Genomic DNA, 18,783 nt, shown 5'->3' on the forward strand with positions numbered 1-18,783 from the left:
ATTACTTAACACACTGCTTAGCAATAGGCTAGTTGGCTTTTTTAACATCAAGCGTACGATATTTTTTAGCACATTCTGGTTTTTTAGGTAAAATTACCCAGAGCATGCCTTTCTTAAAAGAAGCTTCGGCTTTGTCAACATCAACGGTATCCGGTAAAGAGACACTACGCTCATAACTGCCGTAGCTAATTTCACGCATCATATAATTTTTATCTTTATCTTGCTTTGATGTCGTTTTCTCGCCTTTAATAGTTAAGATACCATTATCGATAGATACCTTAACATCGTCTTCTCCCATTCCTGGCATTTCGACTTCGACTTTAAATTGGTTTTTATCATCAACAATATCGATTGCCGGACTGAGTGATAGGTTTTCAAAACGTTCGCTTGGAAAATTAAACGGCTCAAACCAACCATAAATGTCTCCCAGCGCTTTATTGAGTTCATTTTGCAATGACCAGAATGGTTTGTGTTTTTGATGACCAACAGAGACCGGAATATTTTTTTTAGCATTAAATAAGTCCATGATTCGATTTCCTTATAAATTTAAAATTTTGGTATATAATAGTATCTTTAATTTCTGAAATGACGTCATTGACTAAAATCAAGGCACTAAAAACAAAACTGATTTTATTGTCTTAGCTTTTAAAATAGCACTGTCATGATATAGCCTGCTAGGCATAAAAGTAGTACTAATTGAAATAGCTTAAAACCAAGCTATTTCAGTAGATTCCGTGGTCAAGCCTGACGGAATGACGTACTACTTTTTAGTATAGTTAGCTATAATAATATGCTTGCTATCACAATAGCAGGATAAAAAACCGGTGCATAAGCACTTTTTTCTTTACGTAATTAAATTCTAGAGATTTATTAGTAATATATTCCCTTAACATTTCTGACTAGTTATAGCAAAAATGCACACTAAAGCTATTTAAACGTTTAGCTAAAAATCATACAATAATTAGCAAAATTGCTAGCTAATCAACTTAATGAAAAATCTTAGTCAAAAACTCTATAAAGAAATAAAAAAACTTCATAGTTCTCAGGGACGAAAAAAGTCACAATATTATGTCATTGAAGGACTTAGATGTGCTCAAGAAGCACTCAAAAGACTGGCGCAACAACAAATAATCGCGATCTTAGTAACTGAGAAAGTTGATAGTCCAATTTATGCTGTAGATAAAAAGTATATTGTTACCGAAAAAGATTTTGAAGCATTATCACAAACACAAAATCCACAAGGAATATTAATCTTAGCCGAAAAGCCCAAATTTCAAAAGCTTAGTTTTAATGATGACTTTATCTTAGTACTTGATAGAATCCAAGATCCTGGTAATATCGGCACAATTCTACGCACTGCTATAGCTGTAGGCTTAAAAGAAGTAATCTTAATCAATGGCACTGTTGATGCGTTTAACCCCAAAGCAATCCGAGCTGGTATGGGGGCACAATTTAGCCTCAAATTTGGCTATCTTGAAAATCTTGCTGAGCTAAAAAATACCCAAAAATTACAACAGCGCAAGATATGGTTGACTACACCACATCAGGGAGTATCATGCTATGCTAAAGAATTTAAACTTGCTAATAGCATTTTAGTTTTTGGTGAAGAAGCTAATGGTATCGAAGATTTTTCTGTAGGTGAAAAAACTATGATACCAACACTTAGTGATATAGAGTCGTTAAATGTAGCTCAAGCTGCAACAATATATTTATTTGAAGGTTTAAGACAAAAACTAATAAATTAGCTTTGCTGTTAGTTTTATTCATTTTGTGAAATAATTGTCAGCAAAAATAGGCTTTATAATTTTTTCTTAAATCAACGAACTGATATCATCAATCTCAAAACTGTTGTATTTATCAAAAATTTCAACTAGTTCTGTAGGAATTTTAGCAGGTCTACCCTTTTGAGCATTTACCATAACCCATATTGTATCAGCTTTGCATAATAGCATTTTGTCTGATTTTCTATAGATGTGATATTTTCTAAATGTAGAAATCTTGGTGATACTCTCTACCCATGTAACCACAGCAATATCATCGCCTAAGAAACCTTGTGATAGATACTCTATAGTATGCTTTCTAGCAAACCAAGTAAGTCCATTGGATTCTGTTAGTTCAAAGACGCCATTAGCCTTGACATGTGCTATAGCTACATCCTGCATCCATTGTAAATAAACGATATTATTTAAATGCTTATTCGAGTCAATATGCTCAGGCAATACTTGGGTAGATAGGACAAAGTATTTTAACTGTTGATTCATTTCTCACCTAAAAACTCAAGCAAGTCACTGTAACCACCTATCTGCTGACCATCTATAAAAATTAATGGTGTAGTTTGTAAGTTATATTTTGCTTTGAAGGCATCTGTTTCAGCACGAGTTTTTAGCTGATTATCTTCAAAACTCCAGCCTTTTTGTTCAAAAAGTGCCTTCGCCTTTAAACCATACGGACAAATTTTCTCTGGTGTAACCATACGATATAATACTATACTTTTAAAATTACTCATGACTTTGTTTTTCCTGTGTATTTCTCATTCTAATAGGCAGGTGATTGCAAAAAGGCTCTTCTGCTAGATAACTACCATGGATATTATACGCCCTAGCTCTACAACCGCCACATATTTTGATAAATTCGCACGCACCACATTTACCCTCATAAGCGCTAAAATTACGCATATCCTCTAGCACCTTACTATTTTGCCAAATCTCAGCAAAAGTTTTCTCTTTGATATTACCAGCACTCACCGGTAGGTAGCTACACGGATAGACATTGCCATCGACATCAAGTAGGCAAATACTTTGTCCTGCAATACAACCCTTACTACCCCCAGTACCAAAACTAAGAGCTCTTGAGCGAACTTTGGCACCGTCGTGTTTATTACGCTCAAAGCGGATACGATAATAATGGGGCGCACAAGTTGGACGTACAAGCATATCTTGCTCATCTGCCTCCATATCATAATGCCAGTTTAAAATATCTTGATAACCATCAATATCAATTAACTCTTGCATCAGCTCTTCACCACGCCCTGTAGGCACGATCATAAATAGATACCATGCTGTAGCCTCTAGTGATTTAGCAAGTTTATAAACATCTTTGATCTCATGCTGGTTACGCTTGGTAAATGATGAGTTTATCAAAAATGGTATCCCATGTTTTTTGAAAAGCTTAGCGGCATTTACAGTTGCCTCAAAAGCACCCTTTTGGCTTCTGAAATCATCATGCGTCGCTGCTGTAGCACCATCGATACTTAGAGATACAATACTTATGCTTGAGTTTTTGATTTTCTCGCAGTTTTCATCAGTTACTAGAGAGCCATTTGTTGCTAGTGCCATACGCAAACCTTTATTCGCTCCATACTCTGCTAATTCAAAAATATCAGCACGTAGTAGTGGCTCTCCACCTGATAGTACCAAAACAGGATTAGCAAATGCTACGATGTTATCGATGACTTTAAAACCTTCTGCTGTTGAAAAATCAGGATGACCAAGTACCTCACATTCAGAAGATGAACGGCAATGTACGCATTTGAGATTACAACGCCTTGTTGTTTCCCATGCCATCCATTTAAGTTGGTGTTTCACTAAATCTTAATCCAATACGAAATATAATCTTGTTGATAGTTATTATAACAAATAATCATTAAACAAAACGTATAAAGCTGTTAAAAATAGCTCTAGCAAAGCTCTATTACGAGTTCTTTTACCTTGATAGAATGCTAATAAATTTCAGTAGCTAGGTTATTTGGTATAATACTGTTAGCTATATACTATTTTATCTATTATTTTTCTAAAATGAATCCAAAAAATAATAGCCTATAAATTTTAACCAAAATCTAGTTTCTTTTTAATTTCACGCCAATCTGGCATATACGCAGATATATAGTTATAAAAAGTTCTATCGTGGTTATGATGCTTCAAATGAACAATCTCATGAAAAACTACATATTCTATAGCTTTTTTAGGCTTTTTAATAAGTTCTTGGTTTAGATTTATATAGCTTTTTGCAGGGTTACATGAGCCCCAACGAGTTTTCATTTTTCTAATTCTAAAAACCACATCACTATTATAGAAGTCTCTGAACTTTGATATAGCTTTTTTGAAATGCTCTTCTGCTTTGGTTTTATAAAAACTTTCTAAAATAGAGCTTTTTAATTTAAAGTTTTGTGTATCTTTACAATATAGATTTAGATAGCCATTTTTCAAAATAGCTTTATTTATATCTGCTAGAATTACTTTTAAACGATATCTTCTACCTAAATATATAAAATCCTCACCACTTACTAATTTTCTCTCAGGTTGCTTAGCTTGTCTAAAAATATCTAAATTTTTATGTATCCAGTTATCTCTTTTTTGCAAAAGCTTCTGGATATGGTTGTCGGATGTTTCAAACGGTGCTACAACTTCAACCTCTAAGCTAGGTTTAACCTTAATAGTTACATCTTTGACATCTTTATGAACTACGCTATAGTTATAGTCAATCATAATTGTTAACACCTAACTCATACGCCTTTTGTAAAAATTTATCTAGCTCTACCATATCAATATTTTGATCAAAAAGATAATCATCTATCTCTTGCTCAATTTGATTTTTAACATCAATATTATTTTTCCAATTTGGTTTTTTGATAAATTTGGCAAAAAGCTCATCGATAAAACAAACTATCTCGACAAACTTAGCATCTGAATTATCACTAAAATATTTTTTTAATGAATCATAAAAAGACTGCTTTGGTTTGGTACTAATTTGATTAGGATAGCTGGCAAGTATAGCATCGTTATGTTGCTTGACTTTTGTATAAACTCCTTGAGCCTCTGCTAAAAATTCTCTTTCAGATAAGCGTTTCTCTTTGTACTGTTGGATAATCTCTTTTATCTTTTGTGCGATTCTATCATAGAACGCTGGGTTTACTTCCATCTTCTCTTTTGCATACTTAGTTGTAGCACTGATAATAGCATCAGCTTTTGCTCTATCAGATGTCAGGTTATACACCTCATCTTTAAAATCTTGTGAGAACATATCAACAGTAGCACTTAGCTGAAAAACCTCTCCCTCAGTACCAATATAAGTATCTAGCAGGCTTTGCATTCTCTGCTCATATTGAGCAAAATCAACACTCTCAGCGTAGCGAATTCTTAATGATTTTCTCAAAGTGTTGTAGAATCTTAGCCATTTTTTGAAGTTAGCTAAATCATCCTCACTATAGACATGATTGACAAAATCACATCCTAAAGAAAAGGCTAAATCCCTAGCAAAATTATTTAAAGCTTTATAGAACTCTTGGCGTTTTTCTTTGGTGTCTAAAAATACCTCATAACTCTCTTGATCATTTTTATGCACTATTGATTTAAATATATCCTGTAGTTGACTAAAACTAGTTTTAAGCTTCTGTAGCTCTTTTTTGACATCTGCAAATGTGCCTTTTACATCTATCTCATCATATCCAGCTAATGCTCCATAAGAAGTCAAAGCTTTATCAAGATTTTCAAATAATCCACGATAGTCTACAATCAAACCATAATCTTTGCCCTCGTAGAGTCTGTTTACTCTAGCTATAGCCTGCAAAAGTGTGTGATCTTTTAACTCTTTGTCGATATATAGTACTTGAGCAATAGGAGCATCAAAACCAGTTAAAAGTTTATCAACAACTATTAAAAGCTCGATATCTCCATGTTCATCTTTAAATTCAGAATCTATATGGTCATTATAAGCCTTTTCTGAACCGTATTTTGCTAAGATATCTTTCCAAAATGTTTGGACTTCTAATTTAGTATCGTTTACTTCATCATTACCCTCTTTAACATCAGGGGCTGATATAGATATTGCTGAGCTAATTCGTTCTCCCTCATCAAAGAGTTTTTTAAAGCGAACTGCTTCAATCTTGCTATTTGTCGCTAGCATTGCTTTGAAGCCTTGCCCTTTGACATTTTTAGTAAAATGATCCTCAATATCAAAGACTATCGCCTCTAGACGCTGTTTAGATGATGCTACATTCCTAAAGTTTACCCACTTTTGTTCTAGGTCTTTTTTTTGATCTTCGTTTAAATCTTGAGTATAGCGAGCAAAACGCCTATTGAGTGCTGTCTCATCAGTTATCCATTGATCAACCATTCTAGCCTCATAAAGTAGCGGTAGCACAGCCTTATCTTTTATCGCTTGATCAATTGTATATTTATGGATTAAGCCATTAAATTTTGTGATTGAACCGTCACTTTTTTGTGATTTTAGAAGCGGCGTACCAGTAAAACCAATATAGCAACCATTAACAAAAATTTTTTTCATTGCACGGTGTAAATCACCACTTTGGGTACGATGTGATTCATCTACAAGTATAAAGATATTGCTGCTCTCAAGCCTACAGTTTTGCTTAACTGCTGTCTCAAATTTATGAATAGTTGAGGTTATAACACTTGTACCTTTCTCTAATTCATCTATAAGATTTCTACCTGTTGTAGCTTTGACAACTTCGACTTCTGAATTTTTAAAAGTATCCGATATTTGTTTATCTAAATCTTTCCTATCTGTAACTACAACAATTCTGGCATTTTTAACTTGCTTTTGTAAGTACATCGTAGCCATAACCATAGTTAGTGATTTACCTGAGCCTTGAGTATGCCAGACTAAACCACCTTTGCGACTAGCTCCTTCATAATGAGAAATATTCTCCATAATTGCACTAATTGCATAATACTGCTGATAGCGAGCTATTTTTTTGATGTTGTTATCGAATAAAATAAAAAATCTAAACATCTCTATCAATCGAGATTTTGAGCATAGCGATATTAGTAAATTATCCAAATGGCTAGGGTGTCTATTTGTAACTGGGCTATCTAACTGCTGTATCAGTGCTTGATCTTCCTCTTGCCAAGTTAAGAAGTACTTGGCAGGTGACCCAGTAGTAGCATATTGTGGGCTATGATTATTAGCAGCGATTAGAAGTTGGGCAAACTCAAATAATTTGGGGATTTCTTTATCTGCTTGATATTCAATAAGTTGAGATATTCCTTTAGAGACTTCTACATCTGATTTTTTAAGTTCTATAATCACGATAGGAAAACCATTTATAAATAGCACTATATCAGCACGGCGAGTTTTTTCAGCTTCAGTTTTGACAACTCTCTCAACAGGAAACTCTTCTGTAACATGAAAGATATTATTATCAATATTATCAAAATCTATAAATTTAAAGCTAAAGCTTTTCTTAGAACCATCAGGCAAATTTTGCTCTATAGATGTCCCTAAATGTAGGCTTTCGGTGATTTTCTTATTAGTAGCAAGTAAGCCACCAGCTACTAAAGTATTGAGATTATAAATTTGTCGTTCAATATCAGCTTTTGAAAACTCAAACTTCTCACCTTTGTGGGTATAGCTATTTATCTTAGCTAGTTGCTTTGCAGCAATATCTTTTAAGATAACATCGTTTAGATTATTATTTCTAAGCTCTCGATTTTGCTCTTTGGTTATAAGCTTATATCCTAGTTTTTGTAAAAGCTTTAGGCTTTTTTGTTGTAGGCTATTTTCGGATGTGTTAGGTGGTAAATTATTGTTCATTGCTCTACTTCTTTATTCTCTCTTATTTTAAAAACAGATGGCTCAACTTTTGTAAACATAGAATAGAAATTTTGCTCTATTTTTTCTTTCAGTTCACTATAATCTTCACCTTTATTGTGTAGCCTTACTGCTTCTTTGACATCATCTATAGTTGGTTGCATATTAGTATCGTAGTTAATAAAAAGGTCAAATAGAAATAGTTCATCCTTAAGATTCCCAGGATTCTCTAAATATTCGCTTGTGCGATTATATTCTTCATAAAAGTATTTTTTTATTTCATCACTTATATTTGGTTTAATATTCTCTTTTTTGCAATACCACTCTATTAGAGTAAGAAACCTCATCTTAGTAGCATATTTATTGTATATAGAAAAATCATCTTCTTGCCCTTTTATAAGTTGATAAGCTTTATTTATTAAAGCCTCTATAGTTTCATACCTCGATATAAGATATATCATTATTTCATTCCAAAATGATGATAAGCTATTAATATAATCAGAATTTTCACAAAGTAATCCCCCTAAAGATGAGGATTTATATGATAGTCTAATCTCTTTCTGACCTTCATATCCTACATATGTATTTTGCCTTAAATAAGCATTAAAATTTAACTCATTATCTTTAGTTAAGTGTTGTAGTGCTTGCTTTTTATAAAACCCATAAATATCACGAACACTTTCCTTTTTAAAGAAATCTTTTTCAGTTTTTATAAATGTAATGTTATTTATAGCCAAAATATCTGATAAAAAATCATCATCATTTACTTCACTTAGTTCATTAATTTCTGCTAAAAGCTGACCTATACTATAAAATGATAAGTTAATTAAATATTCTAAACCATGGTCAAAGTTTAATATTTCTAACTTTCTAAGATGTTTATCTTTAACATAGTCTTTAATATATTTTTTGAATGATTCACTATTGTTAGTTTTATCTTTTTGCTTATATTTTTGAATTATAGGTTTTAAATTGGGGTAAGCAAATAATAATTCATAAATTATTAAATACTCTTGGATTTTTTCTTTTATTTTATAATATCTCCAACAACTTTTTATATTTTCGATATTCATTTCTCTAGGCAGTTCTTCAGTTATTAAATTGGTTATTACCTCTATAATTTTATCTGCTTCTTGTTGTATATATATGTTTTCAAAAACTTTTTTAATGTTTCTCAAATTTATAGCTTCACTATCGTTAAAAGAATAATTTTTCGTAAAAAAGTAGACCAACGATTTATGTTTCTTATAAACTCCATCATCTAGCTGGAGTTTCTCAATGAGCCTATTGATCTCTCTCATTAAAGAGCTTCTTTCACTTATATTATTAATAGTTGATTTTATAGTGTTAATAATTGCTTTTGATTCCATTTGTTTTTCAAGAGTTATTTCTATAGGCATATAATCAGCCATCTTTTCTAAATACTGACTAATAGCCTCTTGCTTAATATTTAAGTGGCTACAAGCGATAACTACATGATTGTATTTTTTTAACTTTTCTATAATCCCTATAAAGTCATTAGCCATATTATTATTACATGGCAACCTTTCTAAATCGTCGATAAATATTACTTTATTTTTAGGTAGCATATTATGCCAATTGAAAGATATATATCCTGACAACATCCCATTAAGAGAAAGCCATCTATTCCAGAAGCTCATCGCTACAATTTGTTTAATGAACTCTTCTCTTGTATAAGAAAAACAGCTAATTCTTTCTACTATTGACTCATGAAATTTATTTTCATTTATGTATACATTATTAAAGTAGTGAGTTTTACCAGCCCCCCAATCTCCTAAAATAATTTGAACACCTTTCTTTATAGAAACCTTCGTTCTTAAGGATTCTTTTTTGTCAATCTTTGATTTTATAAAAGACTTAATAAAATCTTCAATAAAAAAATATACGAATAAACATACAATAATCGTGCTTATCAAATTAGTAATAGAAATTACTTGCTTAATAGATAATATAAAAACTAGTACTACTACGGCTATAGCTATTGGCCTAGTGTGATTTTGTATAAATTCTATAACTTCTTCACAGAGATTTTTTTTCATTTTAATAACCTACTTCTTATCCTTTGGAGGATATGGATCATTTCCATAACTGTTTCCTCCCCTAAACTTAGTGTCTCTTCCTTGTATTTTTGTATCTGACTTTTGGTTTTTAGCTATTTCATTAGCTTTCTCAATAGCTTCTTTTTGTGTTTTTGTTACTTTAGTAGCTTTTTTATTATTGGCTCCTTTTACTGCCCATCCATCGGGATGCTTAACTACAAATTGGTTTTTCCCTCTTTTTATTTTCCTTTTCAATTCTCAATTCTCCCTTTTCAATTATTTAAACAAACATCCCCTGCATTAGTCCTTTCTTCTGAAGCTGTAACTGTTCTAGTTCCTGCTCCAGTAGTTCTATCTCATCATCCATAACTGATAAGAAGTTAGCTATTTTGGTTTGTTCTTGAAGACAAGGCAGTTTTAAAAGCATTTTAATAAACATAGGTAATCGTAAAGATTTGACTGTTGAGCCTACGGCTTGAGCTAGGAAATAGTTTTGTTTTGTATATATCTTATAGAAGATAAACTTACCACAAGCATCTTTAAAATCCATAATTGCGTAAGTTCTTTGATGTAAATCAAACTTACCTATAAAATACTTAGGTATAAATCGTTGACCTTCACCTGCAACGATTACGGCTTCACCATCAAACAAATAAATGCTACTAGTTCTTATATCTTCAGACCTATCAAAAAATGTATATTCTCCATCTAATGAAGAGTCTTCTCTATTTGAATTCCCTGTTGATATCTTAGCAACCTCCCCCAACCTCTTCTCTTGCCACTCAGGGAAATCACTACCATCATCTGCTTTAAATCTAAGCTCTTGGCTAAAGATTTTCTGCATCATGCCTTTTTTGTAGAGCTTTTTATTTTCAATTAGTAATTTTAAATTTTCAATTGCTTCGTCCCATGTGCTTAGACAGTCTGCGATTTTTTGTTGTTCGGGGAAGGTTGGGAGGTTTAGCTTAAATTTTTTGTACTCTTCTGCATTTATGCCAGGTTGTCCAGATCTAACTGACATAACCCCAACCCACTTATAATAAGCATCACTTAAAGTATTTAAATAAACAAAATATGGAACAGCTTTATTTATATGAAATTTTATAAGGAACCCAGCATAAACCAAGTTGCCATCACTCTCATTATATATATAAGATTTACCTGTACTTGCTCCTGTTCTTGCAAAAACAATATCTCCTTTCTCTAAAAAATATTTATTTTCTATTTCTCCAGATGGCGAAGTTAACGGATTTGGAATAAATTTTCTAGTTGTCTCATCAATATCTGTTATTCTTAGGTACTTATTAAAGCCATCGTATTCAATTGCTGAACTACCTATTCCATACGATATATTTGTAGAAATATCACCAAGCTTTTTCTCCACCCACTCCCCACTAAACTCTTTAAATCTTAGTTTTGGGACTCTTTTAGGAGATTCGGTATAATTCACACTACCCCGAGCTGTTTCACAGCCCACCCCTTCAAGCCTTGAAGGGGAATTTTTAGATTTTGTATTTTGCATTTTATTTTCCAAATTTAAGAGTTTTAGTAGTTGTTTGCTCAGCTATCCTAAGCACTAAGCCGAAGTCTTTATAAGCTAACATCACAAAAAACTCTCTAATGAAAAATATTACTTTTTGAAAATGTTCATTAACTCCGAATAAGGCAATACCAAAATCATTATTAAAATCTTTTTTTATCAAATCTTTTAAAGATAAAATTGGCAAAAAGAAAAAAATAATACCTATAAAAAACAGGAAAATCTCTAATTTAACAAATCCATATCTAGCAATAATTACAGCAGCAATCATTGTAGGAAGTATCAACACAAACATTACAAAACTCAACATATTATATCTCTTACTTTTAATAAAACTTTCCTTTAAAACATGAGTCATAGCTAAACTACAAGTCATAACACACAACACTACATTATTGTCAGCACAACCCTCAAACCCCATAACTATAAAACTCAACAACAAGTCAAAAAATACCGCTAAAACTATCATTATATTTTTATTTTTCACTGTTTATCTCCTTGCAATTTTATTATAGTCGACTATAATAGTTATTAACTAAGCTATCCATCACTACCTTTGGTAGGCGATGGAAGCAATTCCTTATTTTTTCCCAATTTGACTTTTTATAAACCCTCTATTTAGAGATGTTTCTTTTTCTAGGTTTTTTATTAGTTTTTCTAATTTTTGTTTCCATTGTGTTTTTGGTAATATCTGCTTTAAAAGATAGTCAATAATTATACTAAAGTAATAAAACCTAAGATTTGATGTGTATGATGAATCTTTTATAACAGGGTATATCTGAGCACTAGAATAAAATTGCCTATTCCAAAGCCTACCATGATGAGAGCAAATATTTCTAATCAACGATAATGACTTTAGAATATTTTCAAACATCTTTTTAGTATTAAAACCATATTCAATTGCAATCTTTTCGGCATATTCTGGTTTTAATAGTGAGTACATGATGGATAAATTACCAAAAGTACAAACCTCTAAAGCTACCCAAATTGGGATACCATCGTAATTATCTAAATGATGTTTTATAAAATCCTCTTTTTTACTGTCTTCGATATTTTTGCTTATCTTATTCTTTAGATCAATAAAAGTTTGTTTTCTCCAGCTATTATTTAAATCAAAAAAGTCTTGATTTAAATGTGCTTGTACATCTACCTCACCTAAAATATAAGACATATTAGATCTAAGAGAGGTTTCTATTATTTCTATAGCATCTAAAACTAGTATTCTTAGTTTTTTATCAAAAACATAAAGCTCTTTTACATCATCAAAATTAGTTTGCTCTTTAAAACAATATTCACCATTATCAAGACTTTGCCTAAAAACATAAGAATAACCACTAAGCCTATAATAGCCAATATTTTGCAAGTATTTATCGGCTTTTGCAGTATCAGCTATTTGCATACCTCTGCTATCAAGTATTCTCAGCTGCTCTTGGTAGCTACTCCAACCTTTTAGTGTTTTTTTCATTTTCAATTGTCCACTATCAATTTTCAATTAGTTAAACACCCAACTCTTTTAAATACTCAGCCATTTTAGTTTTTAGAGCTTCCCTTTTTGCTTCTAGCTCTGCTATAGCTTGCTTAGTCGCCTCTATATTTACAGGTTCCTCTTCCTCAAAAGTATCTACATATCTAGGTATATTTAGGTTGTAGTCATTTTCTTGTATTTCTTCAAAACTTGCAATATGACTATATTTGTCTAGCTCTGCTCTAGCTTTGTATGTATCTGCTATCTTTTTGATATGCTCATCGGTTAGCTTGTTTTGATTTTTACCTTTCTCAAACTCATTGCTAGCATCTATGAAAAGTACATCTTTACTATCTTTTTGCTTCTTAAACACCATAATACAAGCAGGTATCGAAGTCCCAAAGAAAAGATTACTTGGTAAGCCAATCACAGTATCTAGGAGATTGTTGTCTATAATCTGCTGTCTAATTTTGCCCTCTGCAGCACCACGGAAAAGCACCCCATGAGGCACAACTACAGCCATGCGACCTGACTCATTTAGACTAGCTAGCATATGCTGGATAAACGCATAATCACCTTTTGATTTAGGTGGTATACCAAACTCAAAACGGCTATATACATCACTTGCGACATCATCAGCACCCCATTTATCCAAACTAAATGGTGGATTTGCTACAACTACATCAAACTTTTTAAGTTTATCATTTTCTAAAATTCTAGGATTTCTAATCGTATCGCCTAGCTGAATATTTGCATCATTTATATCATGCAGAAACATATTCATACGACATAATGAATGCGTAGCACTATTTTTCTCTTGTCCATATAGAGCAAAGTTTTCTGAGCCTATTTCCTTAGCTGCTTTTATCAATAATGAACCAGAACCACAAGTTGGATCATAAATTTCATCCCCTTCTTTTGCTTGTGCTAGCACAGCTAAAAGTAATGATACCTGACTAGGTGTGAAGAACTCTCCACCTTTTTTACCTGCATCACCTGCAAAGTTAGCTATCAGATACTCATAGCTATCCCCTATGACATCATTACCCTCTAATTTGCTCGGAGATAAATCTAACTTTGGATTGCTAAAATCTTCTAATAAATGCTTTAGAATTTTGTTTCGCTCTTTAGTATCTCCAAGGTTTTTAGCATCATTAAAATCAACACCCCTAAAAATACCTGTTAGTTTAATAGGATTATCCTCTTCTATTCTATCTAGAGCAGCATTTATAATTTCACCAAGATTTTCTTTATCTTTGTTAGCTAATAGATAATCGAAAGTACAACTATCATCTAAAGTAAACTTCTCTCTCTGTAATGCTCTTTCTATTCTTGATTCATCGCCATTATATTTTAGTGATAACTGCTGTTTTTTTTCTTTATAAAAGTCAGATAAGTATTTGACAAATAGCATACTTAAAATATAGTCTTTGTATACTGAGCCATCTATAGATCCTCTAAAACTGTCGCAAGCATTCCAAACTATTTGGTTGATTTCTTTTTGTGTTGTCTTTTGCATTTTTCTTTACCTTTTTATTTATATTCTCTTTTCTCCGTCATTCCGTGCTACGACACGGAATCTTTGTAGTTCTATCCAATTTTTAAGAGATTCTGAATCAAGTTCAGAATGACTGGTTTTGTTTGTTTTACCATCAAGTCCGGAATGACTATTTTTTTCATGAATAGTATTTACACTATCACTTTTAGTATCTTTTGTTTTTCTTCTATCAGCTTTCTCAAAACATCTATCTCTTGATAACCTGTTTTTAACATTTCAATTGCTTTAGCTTGTTGCTCAAGACTCGGTAGTTTTAGCTTAATATTTTTGACATCTTGAATTTTTACAAGAGGAATAGCTCCACCTTGAATATTTTTGAATAGTTGATTATGCACTTCTACAGTATTTAATTTAAATGCTAAATACTCTGATAGAACTTTGCTTTTATCACAACGAATAACTGCAAAGTAAGATTGCACCAATAGATCTGTAGCATTATCAGCTATAAATATTGCTTGGTTTGGCTTTCTTAAACCAAAAATAACATCGTCTTGCTTAGTACAGCTATTTGATAAATCTTTATTTGCATAAAAAATTTCTGCTTTAGCATTCCTAAAAATTGCAGTATCACTTAGCATATTTTGACTAAAAAGCTGATAGTTAAATTTTTGAGCATCTTTATTTTCATTATATTTGTAGCGAGCTATTGGTACACCTACATATACTTCAGCTAAATCTTTTAGATACATATTTTATATTTTATTTTGTCGATAATTAAATATAACATATAAAAATCATATATCAAGCTACTTCTTAAAAATATTTTGTTATATTGTTTTATCTACATAATTTAAAACCGTGCAAACCTCCTCAGCAACCCTACTCGGTAGCACCCCAATATAACCACCAAGCTTTTCGGCAAGATTATCACCAGCTAAACCATGAATATATACAGCTAATCTAGCTGCTGATAGAGTATCTAAACCTTGAGCTAAAAACGTTCCTATAATTCCAGATAAAATATCTCCATGCCCTGCTACCGCCATTCCTTGGTTACCTGTAGGATTTATATAGATTTCATCATCTTTACAGACTAAACTACCAGCACCTTTTAGTACTACTGCAGCATTATATTTTTTGGTAAGCTGCCTAACAGCTTCAAATCTATCAGCTTGGATTTTTTGAGTAGTACAACCAAGTAGTCTAGCAGCCTCTGCTGGATGTGGTGTTATTACCTTATTTTCTAATTTAATAAACTTTTGCCTAATTTGTGAATTTATAGTAATTATATTTAGCGCATCAGCATCAAAGATAGCTGGTTGAGTTAGATTTTCAATTATCATTTCTAGGACTTGCTGAGATTCTTGAATAGTATCAAAACCAATACCAATTACTGCAGCTGAAAAAGTATTTAAATTTTTAGGAACGTTTTCTAATGATGTAGTCATAAGCTCAGGTATAGACATATCCGCACGAAAATCTTTATCCAAAGATATCATCGAGACTTTACCACAACCACTATATAGCGCACTTTTACCAGCTAGTTGAAGTGCGCCATTCATGCCGACATTACCGCCAACTATAGCAAGATTGCCATAACTGCCTTTATTAGTATTTTTCTTTTTCCTAAGAATATTATCTAGATTTATATCTTGAATATTATTTTTATAGGCTTGATACTCAGGCTTGCTAAGCCTAATATTATCACGACTAATAAGCTCAGCAACTATCACCTCGCCAGCATAATCTAAACCCTCACCACTATGCAAACCTTGCTTATCAGCGAGAAATGTAATTGTAGCATTAGCTTGGATTGCCTCACCATAGACCTTAGCATTAAAAGCACCTAAACCACTTGGTACATCTATAGCAAGCGTATATTTAGCATTTTGATTTATAGTTTTGACAAGTTCTAAAACATCTCCTTGTAAATTTCTATCTAGTCCTATACCAAATATTCCATCAATTACTACATCATAATCACATATTGAAGCTATTTGAGTATTTTTAAGAGATTCCGGATCGGTGTCCGGAATGACGTGGTCTCTTTGCTTTAGAGAGTTAATAGGAGTTTTTAGCTGAGAAAATTTTTCATAATAGCTTTGATTATCTTGATTACCTTTTGAGAAGATTCTGTATATATCGACATCATAACCTATATTAAATAGCTTAATAGCTGCTGCGATTCCATCACTGCCATTGTTACCAGCGCCAACTACTACCAAAATTTTATTTTGCCTACTAAATCTATTGGAAATAAGCTTAACAATCTCATCAGATGCATTTTCGATTAAATTTAAACCTTGGGAAATAGCGTATTCTTCAATTTGGCGATTTTGTTTTTGTGTTAGAAAGTCCATAATAAACTCGGCTTATATTACTGAATATATCTCTATAATAGAATAAAACAATATTTACTCTCAATATAAATCAGCCATAAATCCATATTTATATAAATTAAACTGATATTTATTATAAAAACCATTAATTTTACATATATGAAAACTGATGTAATAATAGTCACATAAATTTCAAAGATTAAAAAATTTAAAAGGTAATAAAATGAAAAAATTAGCACTAGCAACAACTCTTATAATCACCCTAACTACAACAAGCTTTGCTACTTTTGCCCACCAAATAAACTCAACAAATAATGCTTCATTCCCAACACAAGACTTTATCTTAGCTTAATTACAGCTAATTTTATTTTGCTTAAATAAGCACAGATTAGCTTAAAAATTTACCAGTTTGTAAAAAGCAAGCTACTTTACTTAGTGTCTCATCATCATGATGAATACTGCGATGATTTTTATTTAAGACAATTCTATCAGCACTATTTATTGCAAAAGCAGAAGTTACTTCAACTAAGCCATCATGTTCATTTTTTAGGCAAAATCTAGCCAAAAGATTAAGTTTTGAATGTTTATTACCAGCAATTAGACCAACTGGGATCCTAGCTGTAACTTTATTACAAATTTCAAGGTAGTCATCAGTTACTTTTAGCTCTTTATTTGGTTTTAGTATCTTAGAATAAAATGGGATTCTATCGCCAAAATCAGCAATTTTTGAGCCTGTAAATGGTGTCGCTATAAATACACATTTATCAATATTTTCAAGTTGTAGCTTATCTATACACTTACAAACTAATATACCACCCATACTATGTGCTATAAAGGTGATAGACTTTGTCTTTGGGGTATTTTGTATAACTTGGCAAAGTTTAGTAACTGCGACATCAATAGTTGCAAAAGTAGTTGGCAAATCCACAGCTATAATATCATTATAATCCTGCTTTAAAAAGCTCACTAAACTACGCATATCTTTGCTATTTTTGGTGAAACCATGCACTAGAACTATAACTTTATCTTTGTTCATATACCTTGTATTTTTTATAAATTAAAACCGAATCCTTTTAGATTATCTTTTAAGATAATATTCGGCTTATTAAAGCTTATATAATCACAGCTATCTTTAGTCACCCAACCTAATGGATCAAAGGTCAGCTACCGTAATGCCTTCAGCTAAAGCAAAACTTGCCGTAGCTAAGATACCAAGTTGGCGACTCCATCATACAGCCAACCGTAGATGAGATACCTGCACTATCAGCTAGTTTCTTGATTTTCTGTGCCTCTAGGATACCACCACTTTTTAATATTTATCATATTTACAAGTTCGTTCAGCAATAACACGCCCAACATCCTTAGCATCAAATCTAAAGCTGATATTTTTGCTAAACTCACTATCAAGAGCTTTAAGTAATTGTATGTCTCTGTGAATCTCACAATTATATATTATCTTTAATCTTTTAGAAAATTATCGATATCTGGGATTAAATCTTCTGGGATAGTTTTAGGTGCATACCTTACCACAGTCTCACCATCTTTTGATACTAAAAACTTAGTAAAATTCCATTTGATCCTTTCTGTTCCTAATACCCCTTTTGCTCTTTCTTTAAGATACTCAAATAATGGCTCAGCTTCTTTACCATTTACTTTGATTTTTTTCATAATAGGAAACGTAACATTATAGTTAGTTTCACAAAAGTTTTTAATCTCTTCATCGCTACCAGGCTCTTGTCCACCAAATGAATTACAAGGGAATGCCACAATTTCTAAATCTGGATATATTTTATGCAAATGCTGCAAACCACGATATTGCTTAGTAAAGCCACACTTACTTGCGACATTAACTATCAAAAGCACTTTATTTTTAGGTAGATTATATTCCGACCCATCATTCGCAGTTAGCTTAAAATCATAAATAGACATGTTATTTTCACCTCTTATACATTTTTTATTAAAAACTTTGATCTGCTGGTTGTAAATTTTTGCTATTTAGAATATCAAAAATCTCAGCAACTAACTTTGGAGAAACATCGTACTGTAACGCAAACGATGTGCGTGTATTTACTAGTGATTGATCTTTAAATGGATCATAACTTGGTAAATTTTGCTTTTGCTCAAGCTTTAGCATTTTATCTCTTAAACCACGACGCTCAGCAATTAGTTGTATAATTTGCTGATCGGCATTTATGATTTTAGTCTTATAGCACTCTACTGAAGGTTTAGCGGCGTTATTTTGTGCCATCGCAAATGATGAACTATAAAAAGCAAGGCAAAGTGTCACTATAATGTATTTTTTCATACATTCAACTTTATTAGGCTGTGATTTT

19 protein-coding genes and 1 pseudogene are annotated in these 18,783 nt (G+C 31.9%); 2 read left to right on the top strand and 18 right to left on the bottom strand.

Features of this window, described 5'->3' with window-relative positions:
• Positions 1–28: 28 nt before the first annotated feature.
• Positions 29–526 (bottom strand): Hsp20/alpha crystallin family protein, encoded by a 498-nt coding sequence (locus CGC45_RS04700; protein ID WP_071629195.1) that lies wholly within the window; start codon positions 524–526, stop codon positions 29–31.
• A gap of 463 nt (positions 527–989) precedes the next feature.
• On the opposite strand from CGC45_RS04700, the gene CGC45_RS04705 reads away from it, so the two are divergent.
• Positions 990–1,745 (top strand): TrmH family RNA methyltransferase, encoded by a 756-nt coding sequence (locus CGC45_RS04705; RefSeq protein ID WP_071629196.1) that lies wholly within the window; start codon positions 990–992, stop codon positions 1,743–1,745.
• A 66-nt stretch (positions 1,746–1,811) separates the two neighbouring features.
• Here the strand turns inward: CGC45_RS04705 and CGC45_RS04710 are convergent, their stop codons facing one another.
• From CGC45_RS04710 to CGC45_RS04770, 13 genes are all read right to left on the bottom strand, one after another.
• A complete protein-coding gene (locus CGC45_RS04710) occupies positions 1,812–2,261 on the bottom strand; it encodes an acyl-CoA thioesterase (RefSeq protein WP_071629197.1) in 450 nt (149 codons plus the stop codon).
• Positions 2,258–2,506: a glutaredoxin domain-containing protein gene (locus CGC45_RS04715; protein ID WP_071629198.1), complete on the bottom strand. Its 249-nt coding sequence runs from the start codon at positions 2,504–2,506 to the stop codon at positions 2,258–2,260. The genes CGC45_RS04710 and CGC45_RS04715 overlap by 4 nt, the downstream gene beginning before the upstream one ends.
• On the bottom strand, positions 2,499–3,584 hold the full coding sequence (locus tag CGC45_RS04720; protein ID WP_071629199.1) for a radical SAM/SPASM domain-containing protein: 1,086 nt from the start codon (positions 3,582–3,584) through the stop codon (positions 2,499–2,501). The genes CGC45_RS04715 and CGC45_RS04720 overlap by 8 nt, the downstream gene beginning before the upstream one ends.
• Before the next feature lie 240 nt (positions 3,585–3,824).
• A complete protein-coding gene (locus CGC45_RS04725) occupies positions 3,825–4,484 on the bottom strand; it encodes a M48 family metallopeptidase (protein WP_071629200.1) in 660 nt (219 codons plus the stop codon).
• Positions 4,477–7,551 (bottom strand): type I restriction endonuclease subunit R, encoded by a 3,075-nt coding sequence (locus tag CGC45_RS04730; protein ID WP_071629201.1) that lies wholly within the window; start codon positions 7,549–7,551, stop codon positions 4,477–4,479. Before CGC45_RS04730 ends, CGC45_RS04725 begins: the two co-directional genes overlap by 8 nt.
• Positions 7,548–9,608, bottom strand: a complete 2,061-nt coding sequence (locus CGC45_RS04735) for a hypothetical protein (RefSeq protein WP_071629202.1) — start codon at positions 9,606–9,608, stop codon at positions 7,548–7,550. Before CGC45_RS04735 ends, CGC45_RS04730 begins: the two co-directional genes overlap by 4 nt.
• 9 nt (positions 9,609–9,617) lie before the next feature.
• Positions 9,618–9,863 carry a DUF2188 domain-containing protein gene (locus CGC45_RS04740; RefSeq protein ID WP_071629203.1) on the bottom strand — a complete coding sequence of 82 codons (246 nt, stop codon included), beginning with the start codon at positions 9,861–9,863 and terminating at the stop codon, positions 9,618–9,620.
• Between the two features lie 25 nt (positions 9,864–9,888).
• Positions 9,889–11,130, bottom strand: coding sequence for a restriction endonuclease subunit S (locus CGC45_RS04745; protein ID WP_084387441.1), 1,242 nt, complete (start codon positions 11,128–11,130; stop codon positions 9,889–9,891).
• Between the two features lies 1 nt (position 11,131).
• Positions 11,132–11,635, bottom strand: coding sequence for a hypothetical protein (locus tag CGC45_RS04750; protein ID WP_071629204.1), 504 nt, complete (start codon positions 11,633–11,635; stop codon positions 11,132–11,134).
• A 93-nt stretch (positions 11,636–11,728) separates the two neighbouring features.
• Complete coding sequence (locus tag CGC45_RS04755; protein WP_071629205.1) at positions 11,729–12,613, bottom strand: Abi family protein; 885 nt, start codon at positions 12,611–12,613, stop codon at positions 11,729–11,731.
• A 31-nt stretch (positions 12,614–12,644) separates the two neighbouring features.
• Positions 12,645–14,132 carry a type I restriction-modification system subunit M gene (locus tag CGC45_RS04760; RefSeq protein WP_071629206.1) on the bottom strand — a complete coding sequence of 496 codons (1,488 nt, stop codon included), beginning with the start codon at positions 14,130–14,132 and terminating at the stop codon, positions 12,645–12,647.
• A gap of 170 nt (positions 14,133–14,302) precedes the next feature.
• Positions 14,303–14,860 carry a restriction endonuclease subunit S gene (locus CGC45_RS04765; RefSeq protein WP_071629207.1) on the bottom strand — a complete coding sequence of 186 codons (558 nt, stop codon included), beginning with the start codon at positions 14,858–14,860 and terminating at the stop codon, positions 14,303–14,305.
• A 78-nt stretch (positions 14,861–14,938) separates the two neighbouring features.
• A complete protein-coding gene (locus tag CGC45_RS04770; RefSeq protein ID WP_071629208.1) occupies positions 14,939–16,471 on the bottom strand; it encodes a bifunctional ADP-dependent NAD(P)H-hydrate dehydratase/NAD(P)H-hydrate epimerase in 1,533 nt (510 codons plus the stop codon).
• A 202-nt stretch (positions 16,472–16,673) separates the two neighbouring features.
• On the opposite strand from CGC45_RS04770, the gene CGC45_RS09330 reads away from it, so the two are divergent.
• Entirely contained in the window at positions 16,674–16,802 is a 129-nt protein-coding gene (locus CGC45_RS09330; RefSeq protein WP_257211270.1) for a hypothetical protein, read from the top strand.
• Positions 16,803–16,838: 36 nt separating this feature from the next.
• On the opposite strand, the gene CGC45_RS04780 is transcribed toward CGC45_RS09330, so the two are convergent.
• The 4 genes and pseudogenes from CGC45_RS04780 to CGC45_RS04800 all read right to left on the bottom strand — a co-directional run bounded on the left by CGC45_RS04780 (position 16,839) and on the right by CGC45_RS04800 (position 18,755).
• The gene (locus tag CGC45_RS04780) at positions 16,839–17,486 is read right to left on the bottom strand and encodes a lipase family alpha/beta hydrolase (RefSeq protein WP_071629209.1); all 648 of its coding nucleotides are present in this window, start codon (positions 17,484–17,486) and stop codon (positions 16,839–16,841) included.
• A gap of 14 nt (positions 17,487–17,500) precedes the next feature.
• A pseudogene (locus CGC45_RS09450) lies at positions 17,501–17,912 on the bottom strand (hypothetical protein); the annotation flags it as partial.
• Positions 17,909–18,379 (bottom strand): glutathione peroxidase, encoded by a 471-nt coding sequence (locus CGC45_RS04795; protein WP_071629210.1) that lies wholly within the window; start codon positions 18,377–18,379, stop codon positions 17,909–17,911. The gene CGC45_RS04795 and the pseudogene CGC45_RS09450, both read right to left, overlap by 4 nt.
• A 28-nt stretch (positions 18,380–18,407) precedes the next feature.
• Positions 18,408–18,755, bottom strand: a complete 348-nt coding sequence (locus CGC45_RS04800) for a chorismate mutase (protein WP_071629211.1) — start codon at positions 18,753–18,755, stop codon at positions 18,408–18,410.
• Positions 18,756–18,783 lie beyond the last annotated feature (28 nt).

The organism is Francisella opportunistica (assembly GCF_003347135.1).
GTDB classification, from domain to species: domain Bacteria; phylum Pseudomonadota; class Gammaproteobacteria; order Francisellales; family Francisellaceae; genus Francisella; species Francisella opportunistica.

Bases quoted from the DNA above. Each gene is read 5' to 3' on its own strand.
- CGC45_RS04700 (WP_071629195.1), bottom strand. From the start codon at position 526: ATGGACTTATTTAATGCTAAAAAAAATATTCCGGTCTCTGTTGGTCAT.
- CGC45_RS04705 (WP_071629196.1), top strand. From the start codon at position 990: ATGAAAAATCTTAGTCAAAAACTCTATAAAGAAATAAAAAAACTTCAT.
- CGC45_RS04710 (WP_071629197.1), bottom strand. From the start codon at position 2,261: ATGAATCAACAGTTAAAATACTTTGTCCTATCTACCCAAGTATTGCCT.
- CGC45_RS04715 (WP_071629198.1), bottom strand. From the start codon at position 2,506: ATGAGTAATTTTAAAAGTATAGTATTATATCGTATGGTTACACCAGAG.
- CGC45_RS04725 (WP_071629200.1), bottom strand. From the start codon at position 4,484: ATGATTGACTATAACTATAGCGTAGTTCATAAAGATGTCAAAGATGTA.
- CGC45_RS04730 (WP_071629201.1), bottom strand. From the start codon at position 7,551: ATGAACAATAATTTACCACCTAACACATCCGAAAATAGCCTACAACAA.
- CGC45_RS04735 (WP_071629202.1), bottom strand. From the start codon at position 9,608: ATGAAAAAAAATCTCTGTGAAGAAGTTATAGAATTTATACAAAATCAC.
- CGC45_RS04745 (WP_084387441.1), bottom strand. From the start codon at position 11,130: ATGCAAAATACAAAATCTAAAAATTCCCCTTCAAGGCTTGAAGGGGTG.
- CGC45_RS04755 (WP_071629205.1), bottom strand. From the start codon at position 12,613: ATGAAAAAAACACTAAAAGGTTGGAGTAGCTACCAAGAGCAGCTGAGA.
- CGC45_RS04760 (WP_071629206.1), bottom strand. From the start codon at position 14,132: ATGCAAAAGACAACACAAAAAGAAATCAACCAAATAGTTTGGAATGCT.
- CGC45_RS04765 (WP_071629207.1), bottom strand. From the start codon at position 14,860: ATGTATCTAAAAGATTTAGCTGAAGTATATGTAGGTGTACCAATAGCT.
- CGC45_RS04770 (WP_071629208.1), bottom strand. From the start codon at position 16,471: ATGGACTTTCTAACACAAAAACAAAATCGCCAAATTGAAGAATACGCT.
- CGC45_RS09330 (WP_257211270.1), top strand. From the start codon at position 16,674: ATGAAAAAATTAGCACTAGCAACAACTCTTATAATCACCCTAACTACA.
- CGC45_RS04780 (WP_071629209.1), bottom strand. From the start codon at position 17,486: ATGAACAAAGATAAAGTTATAGTTCTAGTGCATGGTTTCACCAAAAAT.
- CGC45_RS04795 (WP_071629210.1), bottom strand. From the start codon at position 18,379: ATGTCTATTTATGATTTTAAGCTAACTGCGAATGATGGGTCGGAATAT.
- CGC45_RS04800 (WP_071629211.1), bottom strand. From the start codon at position 18,755: ATGAAAAAATACATTATAGTGACACTTTGCCTTGCTTTTTATAGTTCA.